The organism is Bradyrhizobium yuanmingense (genome assembly GCF_029167105.1).
Lineage (GTDB): Bacteria > Pseudomonadota > Alphaproteobacteria > Rhizobiales > Xanthobacteraceae > Bradyrhizobium > Bradyrhizobium yuanmingense_A.
Map to the genome: position 1 here is coordinate 93,927 of NZ_JARFML010000015.1, position 17,159 is coordinate 111,085.

Annotated in this window: 21 protein-coding genes and 1 pseudogene; 8 read left to right on the plus strand and 14 right to left on the minus strand. The window is 64.5% G+C overall.

All coding sequences use genetic code 11. From position 1 onward, the window contains the following. Positions 1-52: 52 nt before the first annotated feature. From P0R31_RS20840 to P0R31_RS20865, 6 genes are all read right to left on the minus strand, one after another. Positions 53-574: an RNA polymerase sigma factor gene (locus P0R31_RS20840; RefSeq protein WP_275515951.1), complete on the minus strand. Its 522-nt coding sequence runs from the start codon at positions 572-574 to the stop codon at positions 53-55. After that, positions 571-780, minus strand: a complete 210-nt coding sequence (locus tag P0R31_RS20845; RefSeq protein ID WP_275515953.1) for a YgaP family membrane protein — start codon at positions 778-780, stop codon at positions 571-573. Before P0R31_RS20845 ends, P0R31_RS20840 begins: the two co-directional genes overlap by 4 nt. Before the next feature lie 94 nt (positions 781-874). Next, complete coding sequence (locus P0R31_RS20850) at positions 875-2,059, minus strand: serine hydrolase domain-containing protein (protein WP_275515954.1); 1,185 nt, start codon at positions 2,057-2,059, stop codon at positions 875-877. Between the two features lie 69 nt (positions 2,060-2,128). Then, entirely contained in the window at positions 2,129-2,821 is a 693-nt protein-coding gene (locus tag P0R31_RS20855) for a GNAT family N-acetyltransferase (protein WP_275515956.1), read from the minus strand. A gap of 4 nt (positions 2,822-2,825) precedes the next feature. Next, positions 2,826-3,173, minus strand: a complete 348-nt coding sequence (locus tag P0R31_RS20860; protein WP_018646107.1) for a Lin0512 family protein — start codon at positions 3,171-3,173, stop codon at positions 2,826-2,828. Positions 3,174-3,386: 213 nt separating this feature from the next. Then, a complete protein-coding gene (locus tag P0R31_RS20865) occupies positions 3,387-5,042 on the minus strand; it encodes an acetolactate synthase large subunit (RefSeq protein ID WP_275515958.1) in 1,656 nt (551 codons plus the stop codon). Positions 5,043-5,204: 162 nt separating this feature from the next. Here P0R31_RS20865 and P0R31_RS20870 point away from each other — a divergent pair, with 162 nt between their 5' ends. Beyond that, positions 5,205-6,077, plus strand: a complete 873-nt coding sequence (locus P0R31_RS20870; RefSeq protein ID WP_275515959.1) for a bifunctional helix-turn-helix transcriptional regulator/GNAT family N-acetyltransferase — start codon at positions 5,205-5,207, stop codon at positions 6,075-6,077. Positions 6,078-6,132: 55 nt separating this feature from the next. Next, entirely contained in the window at positions 6,133-6,519 is a 387-nt protein-coding gene (locus P0R31_RS20875; protein ID WP_275515960.1) for an ester cyclase, read from the plus strand. A gap of 21 nt (positions 6,520-6,540) precedes the next feature. Here P0R31_RS20875 and P0R31_RS20880 read toward each other — a convergent pair whose 3' ends face one another. Beyond that, positions 6,541-7,761 carry an MFS transporter gene (locus tag P0R31_RS20880; protein WP_275515961.1) on the minus strand — a complete coding sequence of 407 codons (1,221 nt, stop codon included), beginning with the start codon at positions 7,759-7,761 and terminating at the stop codon, positions 6,541-6,543. A gap of 160 nt (positions 7,762-7,921) precedes the next feature. Here P0R31_RS20880 and P0R31_RS20885 point away from each other — a divergent pair. Then, positions 7,922-8,227: pseudogene (locus P0R31_RS20885) on the plus strand (cupin domain-containing protein); the annotation flags it as partial. 13 nt (positions 8,228-8,240) lie between these two features. Here P0R31_RS20885 and P0R31_RS20890 read toward each other — a convergent pair. Next, positions 8,241-8,816 carry a DUF308 domain-containing protein gene (locus P0R31_RS20890; RefSeq protein ID WP_275515962.1) on the minus strand — a complete coding sequence of 192 codons (576 nt, stop codon included), beginning with the start codon at positions 8,814-8,816 and terminating at the stop codon, positions 8,241-8,243. A gap of 78 nt (positions 8,817-8,894) precedes the next feature. Further along, on the minus strand, positions 8,895-9,479 hold the full coding sequence (locus P0R31_RS20895; protein ID WP_275515965.1) for a TetR/AcrR family transcriptional regulator: 585 nt from the start codon (positions 9,477-9,479) through the stop codon (positions 8,895-8,897). A gap of 79 nt (positions 9,480-9,558) precedes the next feature. Here P0R31_RS20895 and P0R31_RS20900 point away from each other — a divergent pair, with 79 nt between their 5' ends. Then, a complete protein-coding gene (locus P0R31_RS20900; protein ID WP_275515966.1) occupies positions 9,559-10,059 on the plus strand; it encodes a peptide deformylase in 501 nt (166 codons plus the stop codon). A 120-nt stretch (positions 10,060-10,179) separates the two neighbouring features. Here P0R31_RS20900 and P0R31_RS20905 read toward each other — a convergent pair whose 3' ends face one another. Further along, a complete protein-coding gene (locus P0R31_RS20905; RefSeq protein ID WP_275515967.1) occupies positions 10,180-10,542 on the minus strand; it encodes an ArsR/SmtB family transcription factor in 363 nt (120 codons plus the stop codon). Next, entirely contained in the window at positions 10,542-11,204 is a 663-nt protein-coding gene (locus P0R31_RS20910; protein WP_275515969.1) for an SRPBCC family protein, read from the minus strand. The genes P0R31_RS20905 and P0R31_RS20910 overlap by 1 nt, the downstream gene beginning before the upstream one ends. Positions 11,205-11,381: 177 nt before the next feature. Here P0R31_RS20910 and P0R31_RS20915 point away from each other — a divergent pair, with 177 nt between their 5' ends. Further along, on the plus strand, positions 11,382-11,726 hold the full coding sequence (locus P0R31_RS20915) for a cupin domain-containing protein (protein WP_275515970.1): 345 nt from the start codon (positions 11,382-11,384) through the stop codon (positions 11,724-11,726). 23 nt (positions 11,727-11,749) lie between these two features. Here the strand turns inward: P0R31_RS20915 and P0R31_RS20920 are convergent, their stop codons facing one another. Next, positions 11,750-12,997 (minus strand): serine hydrolase domain-containing protein, encoded by a 1,248-nt coding sequence (locus tag P0R31_RS20920; protein ID WP_275515972.1) that lies wholly within the window; start codon positions 12,995-12,997, stop codon positions 11,750-11,752. A gap of 168 nt (positions 12,998-13,165) precedes the next feature. Between P0R31_RS20920 and P0R31_RS20925 the strand changes: the two genes are divergently transcribed. Both P0R31_RS20925 and P0R31_RS20930 read left to right on the plus strand, forming a co-directional pair. Then, positions 13,166-13,465 carry a hypothetical protein gene (locus P0R31_RS20925; protein WP_275515974.1) on the plus strand — a complete coding sequence of 100 codons (300 nt, stop codon included), beginning with the start codon at positions 13,166-13,168 and terminating at the stop codon, positions 13,463-13,465. Then, on the plus strand, positions 13,462-13,887 hold the full coding sequence (locus tag P0R31_RS20930; protein ID WP_275515976.1) for a type II toxin-antitoxin system VapC family toxin: 426 nt from the start codon (positions 13,462-13,464) through the stop codon (positions 13,885-13,887). Before P0R31_RS20925 ends, P0R31_RS20930 begins: the two co-directional genes overlap by 4 nt. A 30-nt stretch (positions 13,888-13,917) precedes the next feature. Here the strand turns inward: P0R31_RS20930 and P0R31_RS20935 are convergent, their stop codons facing one another. Both P0R31_RS20935 and guaA read right to left on the minus strand, forming a co-directional pair. Further along, positions 13,918-14,817 carry an HNH endonuclease gene (locus P0R31_RS20935; RefSeq protein WP_275515977.1) on the minus strand — a complete coding sequence of 300 codons (900 nt, stop codon included), beginning with the start codon at positions 14,815-14,817 and terminating at the stop codon, positions 13,918-13,920. Between the two features lie 53 nt (positions 14,818-14,870). After that, positions 14,871-16,469, minus strand: coding sequence for a glutamine-hydrolyzing GMP synthase (guaA, locus tag P0R31_RS20940; protein WP_275515978.1), 1,599 nt, complete (start codon positions 16,467-16,469; stop codon positions 14,871-14,873). Between the two features lie 328 nt (positions 16,470-16,797). Between guaA and P0R31_RS20945 the strand changes: the two genes are divergently transcribed. Beyond that, positions 16,798-17,130 (plus strand): DHCW motif cupin fold protein, encoded by a 333-nt coding sequence (locus P0R31_RS20945; protein WP_275515980.1) that lies wholly within the window; start codon positions 16,798-16,800, stop codon positions 17,128-17,130. Positions 17,131-17,159: the final 29 nt, after the last annotated feature.

The window sequence follows — 17,159 nt, forward strand, 5'->3', positions numbered from 1 at the left end:
GATGTCTCCCGCCCACGCCACTCCATTCTTTTCCTTTGAATCCGATCGTCTCTCATCTCGTCAGATATTCGCGCATCAAGGCGCGGGCGCGATGCAGCCGCGCCTTGACGGTCTGCCTGCTCGCGCCGAGCGCGGCGGCAATCTCATGGATCGTCATCTCCTTGACGTCGCGCATCAGCGCGACATCGCGATAGTGCGGCGGCAGGGCCTCGAACGCCGCGGCGACGTCGAGCCGCAGATCGGCCTCGGGGCGCAACAGCAGCGCGGCCTCCGCCTCGCCGCCATCGACAGCCGGCACAAGGCCGGCCCGGCGCGCGAGCCGCAGGCATTCGCGCCGGACCACGCTGAACAACCAAGCCGACAATGCCAGCAGCGAACGGATCGTGCCGACGTGGCGGAACAGGATCCATAGGGCCTCCTGCGTCGCATCCTCGGCGTCCGCAGAGCTGCGGCAGGTCGCGCGCGCATAGCGGCGGATATCCGGCTGTGTCGTCTCGAGCAGACGCGCAATCGCCTCGGCATCGCCGAGCCGCGCGGCCTCGAAAAGAATTGGCGAGATCGCCGCCGCGCTCACGACGCCCCTCCCTTGCCGATGCCCGCCATCGCGCACATCGGGCAATAACCGACGAGACCGGTCAGTGCGAAACCGGCGCCACCGAGCGCGACCAGCCATGCCGTCGCGCCGACAAGATAGACGAACGCCGCAGCCGCGACCGCAATCCCCAGGACGACCCGCACCACCTGATGCAGTCCGCCGATGTTCTTCCTATAGAATCCCATCACATCCTCCGATATGGGCCGAGACCGATTGCCTCGACCAACAAGAGGACGCGACGGCCAGGAAGGATTCGCGCTGACGGAAGATTTTTTGCGATCAGGCTCCGACCGCCTGATAGCCTAGGCGCTTGAACTCGAAGAAGAACGGATTCCAGAAGCCCATATAGCGCTGGGCCATCAGGACGCCCGCCGTATTGGCTTCCGGACAGATCCACCAATGGGTCCCAGCCAGGCCGCCCCATTGGAATTCGCCGGTCGAGTTCGGCGGATCGAACGGTGTCGGCGCGAAGGTGACGGCGCCGCCGAGGCCAAAGCCCTTGCCGGGAATCGGCCCGAGATTGGCGAATCGGATGGTCTGGCCTGCGGGCAGCTGGTTCGTCATCATCTGCCGCAGCGTCTCCGGCTTCAGCAGCGCATCTGACCCGGGCAGCAGCGCACGCAGCAGTGCGAGCATGTCCGGCAAGGTCGAAACCAGACCGCCGCCGCCCGAGAGCCGCGGCAGCGGCCGCCGATAGGCTTGCGGGTAAGGCAGATGGTCGGCCCGCGTGAGGCCGGGCTTCATGGGGTCGAGCACGTCGGCGCCGTTGTAGAGCGCGACCAGCCTGCCCTGCTGGGCCTCGGGGACATGGAAGCCGGTGTCGGTCATCCCGAGGGAATCGAAGATGCTCGCGTTCAGGAAGGCATCGAGCGGCTGGCCCGAGACGACCTCGACCACACGGCCGAGCACGTCGGTCGCCACGGAATATTCCCAGGCCGTGCCAGGGTGATAGGACAGCGGCAGGTCGGCGAGCTTGTCGATCATGTCGCTGAGCGGCGTCAGCGGATTGAGCACGCGCGCCTCGTTGTAACCCTTGAACAGCACCGTGCCGGGATCGAAGATGCCGTAGCTGAGGCCGGAGGTGTGGGTCAGCAGCTGGCGGATCGTGATCGGGCTCTTCGCCGGCTCGACATCGGCAAGGCTCGAAGCGCCCTGCTTCAGCACCTTGCGATTGCCGAGCTGCGGCAGGAATTTTTCGACTGCGTCATCGAGGCCGATGCGGCCTTGCTCAACCAGCAGCATGATCGCGCAGGTGACGAAGATCTTGGTGTTGGAGAACGCGCGGAAGATGTGGTCGGGCCGCAGCGCAGTGTTGGCCTCGCGGTCGGCAAAGCCGACGCATTGCTGATCGACCACCTCGCGGCCGCGCAGCACGGCCCAGGATACGCCGGGAATGATCTCCTGATCGACGTAGCGCTGCATCGCCGTCCGTACGGCGGAAAAATCAGGCGTTCTGGCGTCCATGTGCTCCCCCCAATTGTGGTTGGAATCGATATAGCGCGATTTCTCGGGATATGAAGCCCACGGTGCAGCTCATCCCTGCTTCGTCAGCACGGTGACCTGCAGCCGGCGCCGAATCCGCATGCCCTGCCGCTGGTACAGCGCGATGGCAGACGTATTGCTTGAGAACACGTGCAGGAACGGAACCTCCCCGCGCGCCTCGATCTGCCGCGCGATGGCGGCGAGCAACGCCTGAGCATAGCCGCGACCGCGATGATCGGGATGTACGCAGACTGCCGTCATCTCGGTGAAATTGCCCGGCTTCATCCGCTCGCCGGCCATGGCGACCAGCTCGCCGCGGGCACGGATGCCGAGGAAGGTGCCGAGCTCGTGCGTCCGCGCCGCGAACGGCCCGGGCTTGGTCAGCTCGGTCAGCGCCATCATGGCAGGAACGTCAGTCGCGCCCAGGCGGACGATCTCGGCATCGCGCAGCGACGTGTCGGCGGGCGAGCCGATCAACTGCTCGCCGGGCTCCGCGAGCAGCACCTTGAAGCCGGCGGGAATTTCGACCGGCTCGGGCGTGAACAGCACCGCGACTTGCGATCCCGACATGAGATCGCCGAGCGCCGCAAAACTTGCCGCGGACATGTCGGCCATGTCGGCAAACGGCGTCATGTCCACGGGATAGCGCAGAGCCCGCGGGCCGCCCTCGGCGAGATGCTTCTGGCTCGTCGTCAACGCGCTCCAGATCGGACGATCCAGCAGCGCCTCATCGCTCGCGGACATCGGCCTAATCCTTGTCGAAGCTGACGATGACGGCGGCATTGGCGATGAGGATGGGATCGTTGGCCACTTCCGTGGCCGATGGGATCTCCAGCCCGCCCTTGACCGCGGTGACGGTCACGGTGCCGTAAGGCAGCTCCTTGGCGACGGCTTCCTTGTCCACCGCTTCGGGGTTGGGCACGCCGATCGTGACGTCGACGAACATGTCGTTCGCGGTCTTACCGATCATCCGGAAGAAGCCGAGGCTGGAATGCCTGATGGCATCTGAGACCGCGCGCTTGGCCGCCTTGGTAGCGTCCCGGCCGTGGACGTCGACGCCCATGCCCATCTCGGTGACACAACGAACGCGGGTCATATTTTCATTCCTGTAAGTTGATCGAGCGGTTCGGAGTGTCGGCGATCGGAGAGCGCGACACAAGTGCGGTTGTCAATTGGAACGAGGCGTCCGCCACAGGCTCCGTCATTGCGAGCGCAGCGAAGCAATCCAGGATCTTTCCGCGGAGACAGTCTGGATTGCTTCGTCGCAAGGGCTCCTCGCAATGACGAACGATGAGAGCGTCGAACAAACTCACCCCTTCGCCTTCTCATGCGCCCGGAGCTCGTCGACTAGTACGCGCACGTTCTCGGAATAGTCGATCGGGATCGAGATCAGATGCACGCCGCCTTCCTTGAAGGCGGCGTCGAGCGTCGGAGCAAAACTGTCGATGCTCTCGATGCGATGACCGTTGGCGCCATAAGCCTTGGCGTACAGCGCAAAATCCGGATTGCCAAACGTCATGCCGTAATCGGCAAAGTGGTCGACGGCTTGCTTCCAGCGGATCATGCCGTAGGCGTTGTCCTCCAGAACCAGCACGACCAGGTTGAGCTTGAGGCGGACCGCCGTCTCCATCTCCTGGCTGTTCATCATGAAGCCACCGTCGCCGGCAACCGCAAGCACGCGGCGGTCGGGATAGAGCATCGCCGCCATCATCGCCGACGGCAGGCCGGCGCCCATGGTCGCCAGCGCGTTGTCAAGCAGCAGCGTGTTGGCGAGGCGGGTGCGGTAGTTGCGCGCAAACCAGATCTTGTACATGCCGTTGTCGAGCGCGACGATGCCGTTCTCCGGCATGACCTGGCGGATGTCGTGCACGATGCGTTGCGGCGTCGGCGGCCAGCGTGCCTCGCTCGCGCGGTCGGCGATGTGCTTGAGGATCTGTTCGCGCAGCGGCAGCAATGCCGCGGCCTGCGGCAACTTGCTTTCGAGCCGATCCGCCAGCAGCTCCAGGCTCGGGCCGACGTCGCCTACGACCTCGGCGTCGGGGAAATAAACCTGTTCGACGCTTGCCGGCGTGTAGCTGACGTGAATGACCTTTGGCCCTGAGGGCCCCATGATGAAAGGCGGTTTCTCGATGGGGTCGTGGCCGATCGCAACGATCAGGTCGGCAGCGTCAATGGCGTCGTGCACATAGTCGCGCTCGGACAAGGCGGCAGTGCCCATATAGAGATTGGTGCCACCGGGCACGGTGCCCTTGCCCATCTGCGTCGTGAAGAACGGAATGCCGGTCCGCCGCACGAAGCTTGCGATGCCGTGTGTCGACCGCGGCCGGCTGGTCGCCGCGCCCATCATCACCAGCGGACGCCTTGCGGCCATGATCATCTCGGCGGCGCGGTCGAGCGCGGCGCGATGAGCAATCGGGATTTCGATCGGGTGAACGGGGATCACCGGGACATCAGGCACCTCGTCGCCGGCAACGTCTTCGGGCAGCTCGAGATGCACCGGCCCGGGCCGCTCCTCCATCGCGACGCGAAAGGCGTCGCGCACCACGGTCGGAATGCTGGAGGCGCTGACGATCTGTCGCGACAGCTTCGTCAGCGGCTTCATGGTCGCGACCACGTCCACGATCTGGAAGCGGGCCTGCCGGCTGCTCATGATCGGCTTCTGGCCGGTGATCAGGATCATCGGCATAGCACCGAGATGCGCATAGGCGGCGCCCGTCGACAGGTTGAGAGCACCGGGGCCGAGCGTCGACAGGCAAACACCGGGCTTGCCCGTCAGCCGCCCATGCGTGGCGGCCATGAAGGCGGCGGCCTGCTCGTGACGGGTCAGGACCAGCTCGATCCTGGAAGCGCGCAGCGATTCGACAAGATCGAGATTCTCTTCGCCGGGAATGCCGAAGATGCGGTCGACACCTTCATTCTCCAGCGCCGCGACGAACAGGTCCGATCCCTTCGCTTTGCGTTCCATCCCGCCCAATGCCGCCTCCGCTCGTTGTGAACCCAGACTCCCCGAGCGGCCGCATGGTAACGGCTCGCGACACGGGAACAACTCACAAAGAGGCGCGCAACTGCAACTCGATCAGCTCTCGCTCGATTGACAAGCCGCGATACCTGACTAAAGTCAGACATCATGCTCGATCCCGCCTCCCGCGTCCGCCGCTTCAACCGCGCCGTCACCTCTGCGGTCGGAGCACTCGATAGCTCGTTCCTTGGTCGCGGCCGGCCGCTCGGGGCGGCGCGCGTGCTCAATGCGATCGGGCACGGGCGCTCGGACGTGGCGGAGATCCGGGACTATCTCGGTCTCGATTCCGGGCTGATGAGCCGGCTGCTCCGCAGTCTCGAGGACGAAGGGCTGATCGAGACCACCGCACGCGAGGACGATGCGCGTCGGCGCATGGCAACGCTCACACGGGCGGGCCGGCGCGAGTTCACAGCCTACGAGGCGCTGTCCAACGCGCAGGCCGAAGGCCTCCTCGCGCAACATTCGCAACGCGAGGCGTTGCTGGCTGCGATGGACCTGATCGCCTCCGCGCTGACACGCGAGCGCGTCACGCTGGAGGAGATGGATCCGCGCTGCGAACAAGCGCGCTACTGCCTCGGCGAGTACTATGCCGAGCTCGGCCGCCGCTTCAGCCAGGGCTTCGACGTCTCGCTGTCGCGCGGCCCCGACGCCAAGGACATGCGCCGCCCCCGCGGCACATTCCTCGTTGCGATGTCGGACACGCTGCCGATCGGCTGCGTCGGCTTGAAGGGTACCGATCACGGCTATGCCGAGATCAAGCGGCTGTGGGTCGCTCCCGCCGCGCGCGGGTTGCAGCTCGGCCGACGCCTGATGGATGGCGCCGAGAGCGCCGCGCGCGAGCTGGGTATCGCCCTGTTGCGGCTCGACACCAACAGCGCACTGCCTGAAGCCGGTCGGCTTTATCGCAGCACGGGCTGGCGCGAGATCCCGCGCTTCAACGACGATCCCTATCCGGACCTCTTTTTCGAAAAGCGGCTCTGATGCCGGACCGGTTCGCGATGCTCGCGCGTTAGGTCGAAGCCGTGGGAGCTTCGATATGACAAGAGACGACCTCGCCGACATCTACCGCGCCTACATCACCTGCCTGAATGGGCGGGATTGGCCGGCGCTCGGACAATTCGTGCATGATGATGCCGCCCACAACGCGCGGCCGCTCGGGCTTGAGGGCTATCGCGCGATGCTGGAACAGGATGTTCGGGAGATCCCCGATCTGCAGTTCCAGATCGAGATGCTGATCTGCGATCCTCCCCGCATCGCCGCCCGGTTGAAGTTTGACTGCACGCCAGCCGGGACATTCCTCGGTCTTGCCGTCAACGGGCGGCGCGTGTCCTTCTGCGAAAACGCATTCTACGAATTTCAAGACGGCAAGATCCGGCAGGTCTGGTCGGTGATCGACAAGGTCGCGATCGAGGCGCAGCTTTGACGCCGCGCCTCGATCTCGAATTCACGCCGCCGCCGGCGCCACCTCTCCTTGCGGCTTCGCAAAAGGCCGGAACGTCATCGCCATCAGGAAGGCACCGAGGCCCATCGCCCAGGATGCAATGTAGAGCCAGGCATAGCTGGAGAAGGCGTCGTAGATCAGGCCGCCGGCGAGCGGGCCGGTCGCCATGCCGAGGCTGCCGGCCATCGCCGTGCCGCCGATCACCGTGCCCATCATCTTGAGCGGGAAGTTCTCGCGGATCAGAACGGCGTAGAGCGGCATGGTGCCGGCATAGATGAAGCCGAAGATCGCGCCGACCGCATAGAACGTCGTCAACTGTTGCGCGAAGACATAGGCGAGCGCGCCGAAGGCCTGCAGCAGCAGTCCCGAGACCAGCACGCGCTTGGCGCCGAAGCGGTCGCCCATCAGGCCGAAGGCGATGCGCCCGCCGAGGCCGGCAAACCCCTCGATGCTGTAGATCGTCACCGCCGCGACCAGCGGGATGCCGCAGCTCACCGCATAGCTGACAGTGTGAATGATTGGGCCGGAATGCGTCGCGCAGCAGAAGAAGTTGGTGGCGAGCAGGATCAGGAATTGCGGCGAGCGCAGCGCCTCGCCCATCGACATCTCGTTTTGTCCGGCGTCTCCGCCGGCGGGCGCGGCCGGACCTTGCGCGAGCGCCGGCGGACGGCGCACCAGGAACGAGACCGGGATCATGATGGCGCCGACCACGAGTGCGATGATCTGCATCGAGGTGCGCCAGTCGTGGCCGGAGACGAGCCAGGCCGCCAGCGGAGACATCGTCATCGGCGCCATGCCCATGCCGGCCGAGACCAGCGACACCGCAAGGCCGCGATTGGTGTCGAACCAGCCGGTGACGGTCGCCATCATCGGCGCGAAGATCGCCGCGCAGGCCGCGCCGACCAACAGGCCGAACACGATCTGGAACACCAGAAGCGAGGTGGCGTGGCTCGCCGCGAACAGGCTGAGCGTGAGCACGATCGATCCGGTCAACACCACCGGCAGCGGCCCGAACCGGTCCGTCAGCGTGCCCCAGGCCATGCTGGTGAAGGCCATCGCCAGAAAGCCGATCGTCATCGCGCTGGAGATGCCGGTCACCGACCAGCCGGTGTCCTTGGTGATCGGCTGCAGGAACACCGGCAGCGAAAACATGCCGCCGATCGCGACGCAGCCAAGCACGCCGCCGGCGGCGACGATCACCCAGCGATAGTTGGACGAAGTCATTTCAGTCTCCCGTCAGGTCTGTCTCGCGTGGAAGACGAATGGGAACTGCGCCGGCCGACAGACCGACGTCATTTTTGCCGCACGCTTTCGTGACCTGCCAGCAGAACTCGAAAAACAACCCCATGCACAGTAGCCGGCGCTAGCGGGATCAATGACTTACCTACCAGGAGGGTCGAGCCAGCGGCACTGGCATTCGCACGAGGACGAGTTCGTCTACATTCTCGAAGGCGAGGTGACGCTGATCGAAGACGGCGGCGAAACCGTGCTGCGCGCGGGCGATTGCGCAGCCTTCCCCAAGGCGAGCGGCAACGGCCATCACGTGATCAACAGGTCGCGCGTGACGGCGGTCTATCTCGAAGTCGGCTCGCGCTCGCCAGCCGACCTCATCACCTGCTCCGACATCGACATGATGAGCCCCGCATCGGACGGCCGCTTCCTGCACAAGGACGGCACGCCCTATCCGTAAGTGACGTCGCGGCTCACAGGGCCGCGCTGCGGCGCCAGGTGCCGACGGTGAGCCAGACCGCCGAGACCAGGAAGTAGATCGCGCCGACGGCAGCATAGCCCGCGACATTCGCAATCGACGGCACCGCAGGCGTCGCGGCCTGGAAGATGAAGAAGCCGCCCGCCAAGGCCGATTGGCCACCGCTGAGCACCATGGCCCATTGCGCGCCGAAACGCTTCCAACGCCGCACGGCCGTGCCGAGCTGGAGCAGTCCGGACAGGATCGCCCAGGCTCCGAAGATTCCGAGCACCCAGTTCATGCTGACCTGCAAGGCCAGGATGACCGCAATGGTGGTGGCGAGGCTGACCAGTACGTTCAGGCCCTGCGTGCGGTTCTGGTTCAAGCCGCCACTCCTGAGCGCGTCGAGATAATTGGCGGCAGCGTCCCAGGCCGGATAGGCAACGAGCAACGTCGCTGCGATCGCCGACGACGACGGCGCAATCGCGAAGGCCGCAATGACCCAAGCGACGGAAAACGCGGCACGCACGAAGTAGTACTGTTTTAGCCATTGCGCCTGGTCCGCGCCCAAGGCCATCTCGTTGTTTCTCATTGTCTGTTCCTTACCTACTAGTTGGTAGTTTCCATGTGACGCCGAAGCACCGCCCTGCCGGGGTCTGTGCCGATCTCGTCAGTGCCTGGTGGAAAGCCGGTCCAGCAGCGGCCGGGTGATGGTCCCGAAGATTTTTGGATCGCCATAAGCGCGCGCCGACAGCATCGCGCCGTGAACGGTCGCCAGGAATCCCTCCGCCTCGGTCCGCGCCGTGCCGGAGAGATGGAGCCGGCCTTGCCGCCTGCCGCGCTCCATCACCGAAGCCAGCCACGACGACACGGAGCGGAAGTGCGCGCGGACTTCGAGCGCCACCTCCTCGGGCAGGATCGGAAGCTCGCTGGCAAGGAGCGCGCAGACGCAGAAGGGAGCCGTCGCATCCTTGATGCACGCCTCCCAATAGGCGATGTAGCTTTTGAGCTGCTCGGCGGGGTCGGCCACATTGCGCTCGAGCGCCGCCAGTCCCGCCTGGGCCTCCTCGCGGTAGCGCGCCACGAGGGTGCGGACCAGATCGACCTTGCTGGCGAAATGGTGGTGGATGCTCGGCTTGCGGATGCCGACGACATCGGCGATGTCGGCGTAACTGAAGCCGTTGTAGCCGCCGGCGATGATCAGCGAGCGCGCACAGGCAAGAATGTCGTCGGCGGTCGAGGAAGCGTTGCTCATGACGCCTAGCTACCTTCCAGTAGGTAGGTGGTCAAGCGGGGATACTTCAATGATCCGTGAGTGAGTGGTAGGAGCCTGCATGACCATTCGGCCGATCGTCCGCTACCCCGACCGCCGGCTCGCGAGCCCTGCCCGCCCCGTCACCGCGTTCGACGATGGCTTACGCCAGCTCGCGCAGGATCTGCTCGACACGATGCGCGCCGCGCCCGGCATCGGCATCACCGCGCCGCATATCGGCGTGCCCTTGCGCGTCGTGGTGCTGGAGCTCGACGCCAAGAACGGCCCGCAGACCTACGTCAATCCGGAGATCACATGGGCTTCCCCCGAGATGATCATGCATCGCGAAGGCAGCGTCTCGATGCCGGGGGTAAATGACGAGGTGCAGCGACACGCGCGGGTCCGGATCAGCTACCGGGATCTCGACGGCAGCATGCACACCGAGGAATCGGAGGCCTTGCGCGCAGTGTGCCATCAGCACGAGATCGACCAGCTCGACGGCATGTTCTGGATTCAGCGATTGTCCCGGCTGAAGCGGGAGCGACTGGTGAAGAAGTATGAGAAGATGTCGCGGAACTCGTAGGGTGGATTAGCGAAGCGTAATCCACCAATCTGAGCACGGCCTAGCGAGTGGTGGATTACGCCGCCGACTGCGCTTTGCGCAGCCGCCGGCTAATCCACCCTACGCATCTCATCCACGCACTCAAGCCCTCTTCCCACCCCGCTTGGTGATCGGCGCATTGCGACGCTCTCGCTTGCCGCGCGCGATCTCGGTGGCGAGCGCGTCCAGCTTCGGCTCCCAGAAAATCCTGAACTGGCCGACCCAGGCATCGACCGCTTGCAGCCCGGCGGCGTCGACCGAATAGAGGCGCCTTTGCGCCTCGGCCCGGACGCGCGCAAAGCCGCTCTCACGCAGCACCTTGAGGTGCTGCGAGACCGCCGCCTGGGTGATGCCGAACTCGGCACCGATGACTTCGACGACCTCGCCGGATGCCAACTCACCGGGCGCCAGCAGCTCGAGGATGCGGCGGCGGACGGGATCGGCGAGGACTTCGAAGGCGTGCATCAGCTTCCGGTGCCGGGATGAACGATGTCGGGTGGCATCTCGCCGCGGTAGAACGCGATGGTGCGGTCAGAGCGCTGCTTCGCCTCGTCAGGATCGACCCCGCTTGCGACATGCGCCGCACGCCAATGCTCGCCGCTCGTCGTCATGAACTCCTTGCCCTCGGGCGAGACCATCCAGGCCTCGGCCGTTTCATGATCGACCGATGCCCCGGTCGCAAGATATCGCTCCAGTCCCGCTAGCGCGAGGTCCCAGCCGATGCCGACCGCGCCCGGACCGAACTGATTCCAATGATCCTCGATGATCGCGGTGTGCTCAAGCGTCAAGCGCGCCTGGCTTCGCTCGGTTGTCAGGCTGACGTCGATCCAGCTCGTGGCGCCGCCGAACTCCCAGGTTGCGGCGAAATGGGTCGGCGGCGTGCAGGCCGTGATGGTGCCGCCCGCATTGCCCTTGACCTGGTAGCGCCCACCGAGCCGGAGGTCCCCCTCGACCGGCGCAAACCAGCGCTGAATGCGGTCCCTGCTGGTCACGGCATCCCAGAGATCGTCGACGCCGGTGTCGTAGAGCCGCGTCAGCGTCACCGCGCTCGCCGGCTTGCCGTCTCTCTCGAAGCTCCTCACCGAGCGCGTCACAAGCCCCAAGACCCTGGCGACGTCGATCTGCATTTTCGGTTCTCCCTGTCGTTCATCCGCCGACAAATATTGATCGTCACTAATATAAGTCAATACTTATATTTCGCGACGTTCCCGCTGCGTCAAACCGCCCCGCGAGGCGGAACCAAACAACGGCCACGGCGTCTATCGGTGCCTCTTCCCACCAAGCCGCCAGAACGGAAGGAACTCATGAAAGTTCGCAAATTCGCCATCGCCGACGCCTCGCTCGAGCGTTCACCCGGACAGGACGGCGATATCTTCGTCGCCAACATGGTCGACCAGCGCCACGGCGGACCTATCACGATCGGCTTCGGCCGCTACGCGCCGAACCAGATTCTCGAGGAGACGATGAAGGTCGACGATGTCATGATCGTCCTCGAAGGGAAGCTGTCGGTCACGAGCGACGGCAGCACCGTGACCGCGGGGCCCGGCGAGATCGTCCATATGCCGAAGGGCGAGACGGTCACGATCCGCTCGCACGAGCAAGGCGCCGTCACCGCCTACGTCACCTATCCGCATTGGCAGGAGCGGTGACGGCTCCACTGAGCCGCTGACAGCTACCCGCCCGCCATCAGCGCCTTCGCCAGCGCCATGTAGGCCGGCAGCGTCACGGGATCGTTGGCGGCGTTGCCTGCCATGGGATGCGAGGCGTAGCGCGCGATCACCATCTCGGCCTTGGGATCGATGTAGATGCCCTGGCCGTAGACGCCCCGCGCCATGTAGGCGCCGTGCTCGTTGTGCGTGACCCACCATTGATTGCGGTAGGAGGCGCCCGGCAGCGTGGTGTAGCCGGCCGGCTTGAATTTTTCGGGATCGCCGCCGCGCGCGATGTCCTCGACCACCTGCGACGCCACGATCTGGCGGCCGTTGAAGCGGCCGTGATTGCGCATGGTCTCGCCGAAGCGGGCGAGATCGCGCAAGGTCGTGGAGAGACCGCCGCCGCCGCTCTCGGTGCCGACGCGGTCGACGTGATAATGCGCATCCTCCTCCGCGCCCATCGGCTGCCAGATCCGCTCGGACAGGAGGTCGGACAGCGTCAGGCCGCTGGCACGCCGACAGATCCACGCAAGCACGTCGGTGTTGACGGTCTTGTAGGCAAAGGCCTTGCCGTGCTCGCCCTGCTTCTTCTGCGCGATGAGGAAATCGAAGATGGTGGTGGGGCCGTCATAGCCCGGAGGGATCGGCGCCATGCCGTTGGCGCGCCGCAGGCCCCACACGTCCGAATTCTTGTCGGTATAGACCTCTGTGTAGAGCAGCGCCGTGGTCATATCCATGACCTCGTGCACACGCGCATCGCCGAACGCGCTTGGCTTCAGCTCCGGCACATAGTCCGTGACGGGCGCCTGCGGATCGATCTTGCCCTCGCCGACCAGAATCCCTGCGAGCACGCCGGTGAACGACTTCGTCACCGACATCGCAATATGCGGCTTGTGCGGCTTCAACGCGCCGAAGTAGCGCTCACAGATCAGCCTGCCCCGATGCAGCACCGCGATGCCGTCGGTGTAGGTCTCCTCCAGCATTTTTGCGAAGGTCATCGGCCGCCCGTCCATCGTGGTCGAGGCCACCGCGCCGATGTCCTGCTCCGTACGCGGCAGAGGCGACGCCGGCCCCGCCCCGCGCCAGACGTTTACGGTCGGCACGAGTTGGCGGATGTTGCTCCAGGCCCAGCGCAGTTCGGGGAAGCTGCGGAAGGAGCCGTCCTGGAAGGTGATGGTGCGATCGGGCGACGGCGGGAAGCCGCGCATATAGCCGAGGGTTTCGGGGTCGGTGGTGGTGGCGGGCTGAGTGGCAGTCGAGACGGACATGAACGGTGGCTCCGGAACAAGTACCCGGATGTCGTATCATGCGATGTCGCAAGGAACATCTCGCGTTTGTGCTGGGGTGCTGCGCGCCGATTGCGACGGCAGCGCCGGCTCACGGCAGTTGTAAAGCGAGCTATTTCCGGCTATATTACTGGAAATAGCCGAGGCGGCATGGGAAATTCACAGAAGCGCGCCATCCAGAAGTATCGATCGCGCCTCGGCAAGCGCGGCTTGGCACGTTTCGAGGTGCTCGGCCGCGATGCCGATCGCGATCTCATTCGTTCGTTCGCCAAACGCCTGTCGGAGGATACGCCCGAGGCGTCGGAGCTTCGCGCTGCCGTTAGCAAGTCGATCGCAGGCGAGCCGCCTCAGCCGGGCGGGATTCTCGCCGCCTTGCGTCGTTCACCGCTCGTAGGGGCCGATCTCGAGCTGTCGCGGCCTCGCGAAAAGGGACGCAAGGTCAACCTGTGACGCGCTATCTCCTCGACACCAACATCATCAGCAACGTCGTCAAACCTCGACCATCGGAATCGCTGCTGTCATGGATGTCGATGCAGCACGACGAGGACCTGTTCATCGCCTCCTTGACCATTGCAGAAATCCGCCGCGGCATTTTGGAGAAGCCGCGCGGCAAGAAGCGCGATATCCTCGACAATTGGTTTTCCGGGTCTGAAGGACCGCAGGCGCTGTTTGCGGGCCGCATCCTGTTTTTCGACGACAACGCGGGACTCGTCTGGGCGCGACTGATGGCCGAAGGCAAAGCGGCGGGCAAACCGCGCAGCGCGCTCGACATGATTATCGCAGCGATCGCCGCTGTGAATGAGTGTGTGGTGGTGACGGATAACGAAAAGGATTTTGCCGGGATCAAGGTCTTCAATCCGGTGCGCGAATGAGCGGGATGGCACGACCCATCCGACCGGCTGCTATTGTTTGAAGCAATGCTCGCGGTGCCACCTTAGAAAATGCGGATGTGGGCGATCCGATATACGGCGCGGCGCAAGCGCGCGGCCCGTCTTATTGATGATCGATCGCACTCCGTCCCGATCGTTAGTGTGGCGCGAGATCATTATCTCCAAATCGTCCCCTAGGCTAATGAGGCCGCGGTCGAACATCCAATGCGCGGTACCAGAAAGAGCGATGCCATTGCTAATGATGTCTGGCCCATGTGCCTCGACTGGTCGTATGTGAGCGGCTGCGACTTCCGCACGTCCCATTCCGTTGATGAGCTTCAGCCCGGTGATGGCGCAACGCTCATCATAGGCTCGGAGCACGATGCGGCGGAAAACCCGATCGCGCAAGACTCTCGAGACCGTCAGGCGAACGCGGTCGCGCCGCTGCTCGAAGCTGAACGACACCTGCTCCTCGCTAAGATCGAGCAGCCGGACGTCATCATCGCGGCGCGGCAGCAGCGGCCCATTCTCCGCCAAACCAACGTTACATATCCTCTTGAAGTCGTCGGGAGAGATTGGGCGGACTGCAGACTGAGCACGTCCTGAAACACGTCCCTGCTCATTCAGGACGCCGCGCTCTAGGAGACCAGTCGGCCCGTTGAAAGGGACCGGATTGGCGAAGTCGAGATAACTTCCGGGCTCAATCAGGGCCAGATACATTCCTGAAGTACCGGGGTCTGGAATAACTTGCTGAACCCGAGCAATCGCAAAGTAGCCACGCGTATCGGCCACTTTGGTCGGTTCGTAGTAGATTATCCAATCACCAACGCACGCCTCAACGCGACGAAGGTATTGACTGGGAAATTGATACCGTTCAGCGGGGCTGTCATCGTAGATCGAGTCCGATCGATGGATGAATACCCCGAATCCCATGACTTAAGCGGCGCCGCCTCTCCGAAACGCTAGAGATCGAACAGCCGATCCCCCTACTCCCACTCAATCGTCCCGGGCGGCTTGCTCGTCACGTCATACACCACCCGGTTCACGCCCTTCACCTCGTTGATGATGCGCGTCGCGGTCTCGCCCAGAAACTTCATGTCGAACTGGTAAAAGTCGGCAGTCATGCCGTCGGTGGAGGTGACGGCGCGGAGGCCGACCACATAGTCATACGTGCGGCCGTCGCCCATGACGCCGACGGTCTTCACCGGGAGCAGCACGGCAAAGGCTTGCCAGATCTCGTCATAGAGGCCGTGCTTCCTGATCTGGTCGATGTAGACGGCGTCGGCTTTGCGCAGGATGTCGAGCTTATCCCTGGTGATGTCGCCGGGGCAGCGGATGGCGAGGCCCGGGCCCGGGAACGGGTGGCGGCCGACGAAGATTTCGGGCAGGCCGAGCTCGCGACCTAGCTTGCGCACCTCGTCCTTGAACAGCTCGCGCAGGGGCTCGACGAGCTTCATGTTCATGCGCTCGGGCAGGCCGCCGACATTGTGGTGCGACTTGATGGTGACGGAGGGGCCGCCGGTGAAGGAGACGCTCTCGATCACGTCGGGATAGAGCGTGCCCTGCGCCAGGAAGTCGGCGCCGCCGATCTTCTTGGCCTCGGCCTCGAACACCTCGATGAAGAGGCGGCCGATGGTCTTGCGCTTGGCTTCGGGATCGGTGACGCCCTCCAGCTCGCCGAGAAATTGCTTGGAGGCATCCACGTGCACGAGCGGGATGTTGTAGTGGTGGCGGAAGAGGTCGACGACCTGCTCGGCCTCGTTGAGGCGCATCAGGCCGTGATCGACGAACACGCAGGTGAGCTGATCGCCGATGGCCTCGTGGATCAGGACGGCCGCGACGGCCGAATCGACGCCGCCGGAGAGGCCGCAGATCACCCTGCCCTTGCCGACCTGCGCGCGGATCTTGGCGATCTCCTCCTCGCGGAAAGCGCGCATGGTCCAGTCGCCGGTGAGGCCGGCGATCTTGCGCACGAAATTGCGGATGAGCTTGGCGCCGTCGGGCGTGTGCACCACTTCGGGGTGGAACATCAGGCCGTAATATTTACGCGTCTCGTCCTGGATGATCGCAAACGGCGCGTTCGGCGAGGTGCCGGCGACGGAGAAGCCGGGCGGCATTTTGGTGATGCGATCGCCATGGCTCATCCAGACCTGGTTCTTGCTGCCTGACGACCAGACGTCCGCGAACAGCTGGCTCTCGGCCTTCACCTCGACATCGGCGCGGCCGAATTCGCGGTGATGGCCGCCCTCGACCTCGCCCCCGAGTTGGGCCGCCATGGTCATCTGGCCGTAGCAGATGCCCATCACCGGCACACCGGAATCGAAGATCAATTGCGGGGCGCGGGGCGAGCCGGCCTCATGCACCGATTCCGGGCCGCCGGACAGGATCACCGCCTTCGGCTTCATCTCGTTGAAGGCTTGTTCGGCCTTGTTGAACGGCACGATCTCGCAATAGACGCCGTCCTCGCGCACGCGACGCGCGATCAGCTGCGTCACCTGGCTGCCGAAGTCGACGATGAGAATCTTGTCGTGCGCCGAGGCCACCGAGGGCGTCGACGCGGAGCGGTCGTTCTGTGCTGCTGTCATGGCCAGCCAATACGCTGGCCGAGCGCGGGCCGCAACCGCGGTGGTGGAGCGCCCACATGCTTCTTTGGGCATGGACAAAGCGATATAGGTAAGTAATATTGACTTATTGTGCCATTGCTTAAATCTGGTGCCGATCAGGGAGAATGCGGCTCCTACCGCTGTGATTCCCCGCGAGCGCCCCAAGCGTCATTGCAAGCGTTGCGAAGCAATCCCGGCTGCCTCCGCGGATACATTTCTGGATTGCTTCGCTACGCTCGCAATGACGGAGACTGGGGCAACCGCGTGCGCTAACACTGCGCCCGCCGGCTCCGAGACAGGAACACTCCGCATGAAACTCCCCACCTCCCCCTTCACTGTCACCGACTGGAGCAAGGTTGAGCCGACCAAGCATCCCGGCGAGAGCGGCGAGGCCACATGGCGCACGCTCAACATCGGCGAACTCCGCGTGCGGATGGTGGAGTACTCGCCGGGCTATCTCGCCGATCATTGGTGCGATCGCGGCCACGTGCTCTACGTGCTGAAGGGCGAGCTCGACTCCGAGCTGCGCGACGGGCGCAAATTCAAGCTCACGGCGGGGATGAGCTACCAGGTATCGGACTTCGGCGACGCCGCGCACCGGTCCTCGACGACGAAGGGCGCCACGCTCTTCATCGTCGACTAAGGCGCGCCCGACGGTTGATTTGCACCGCA

Excerpts from the sequence above, each read along its gene's own strand:
- P0R31_RS20860 (WP_018646107.1), bottom strand. The coding sequence starts at position 3,173 with ATGACCCGCGTTCGTTGTGTCACCGAGATGGGCATGGGCGTCGACGTC.
- P0R31_RS20855 (WP_275515956.1), bottom strand. The coding sequence starts at position 2,821 with ATGTCCGCGAGCGATGAGGCGCTGCTGGATCGTCCGATCTGGAGCGCG.
- P0R31_RS20935 (WP_275515977.1), bottom strand. The coding sequence starts at position 14,817 with ATGGGATTCGGGGTATTCATCCATCGATCGGACTCGATCTACGATGAC.
- P0R31_RS20890 (WP_275515962.1), bottom strand. The coding sequence starts at position 8,816 with ATGAGAAACAACGAGATGGCCTTGGGCGCGGACCAGGCGCAATGGCTA.
- P0R31_RS20945 (WP_275515980.1), top strand. The coding sequence starts at position 16,798 with ATGAAACTCCCCACCTCCCCCTTCACTGTCACCGACTGGAGCAAGGTT.
- guaA (WP_275515978.1), bottom strand. The coding sequence starts at position 16,469 with ATGACAGCAGCACAGAACGACCGCTCCGCGTCGACGCCCTCGGTGGCC.
- P0R31_RS20870 (WP_275515959.1), top strand. The coding sequence starts at position 5,205 with ATGCTCGATCCCGCCTCCCGCGTCCGCCGCTTCAACCGCGCCGTCACC.
- P0R31_RS20900 (WP_275515966.1), top strand. The coding sequence starts at position 9,559 with ATGACCATTCGGCCGATCGTCCGCTACCCCGACCGCCGGCTCGCGAGC.
- P0R31_RS20850 (WP_275515954.1), bottom strand. The coding sequence starts at position 2,059 with ATGGACGCCAGAACGCCTGATTTTTCCGCCGTACGGACGGCGATGCAG.
- P0R31_RS20905 (WP_275515967.1), bottom strand. The coding sequence starts at position 10,542 with ATGCACGCCTTCGAAGTCCTCGCCGATCCCGTCCGCCGCCGCATCCTC.
- P0R31_RS20925 (WP_275515974.1), top strand. The coding sequence starts at position 13,166 with ATGGGAAATTCACAGAAGCGCGCCATCCAGAAGTATCGATCGCGCCTC.
- P0R31_RS20920 (WP_275515972.1), bottom strand. The coding sequence starts at position 12,997 with ATGTCCGTCTCGACTGCCACTCAGCCCGCCACCACCACCGACCCCGAA.
- P0R31_RS20845 (WP_275515953.1), bottom strand. The coding sequence starts at position 780 with ATGGGATTCTATAGGAAGAACATCGGCGGACTGCATCAGGTGGTGCGG.
- P0R31_RS20875 (WP_275515960.1), top strand. The coding sequence starts at position 6,133 with ATGACAAGAGACGACCTCGCCGACATCTACCGCGCCTACATCACCTGC.
- P0R31_RS20895 (WP_275515965.1), bottom strand. The coding sequence starts at position 9,479 with ATGAGCAACGCTTCCTCGACCGCCGACGACATTCTTGCCTGTGCGCGC.
- P0R31_RS20865 (WP_275515958.1), bottom strand. The coding sequence starts at position 5,042 with ATGGAACGCAAAGCGAAGGGATCGGACCTGTTCGTCGCGGCGCTGGAG.
- P0R31_RS20880 (WP_275515961.1), bottom strand. The coding sequence starts at position 7,761 with ATGACTTCGTCCAACTATCGCTGGGTGATCGTCGCCGCCGGCGGCGTG.
- P0R31_RS20915 (WP_275515970.1), top strand. The coding sequence starts at position 11,382 with ATGAAAGTTCGCAAATTCGCCATCGCCGACGCCTCGCTCGAGCGTTCA.
- P0R31_RS20910 (WP_275515969.1), bottom strand. The coding sequence starts at position 11,204 with ATGCAGATCGACGTCGCCAGGGTCTTGGGGCTTGTGACGCGCTCGGTG.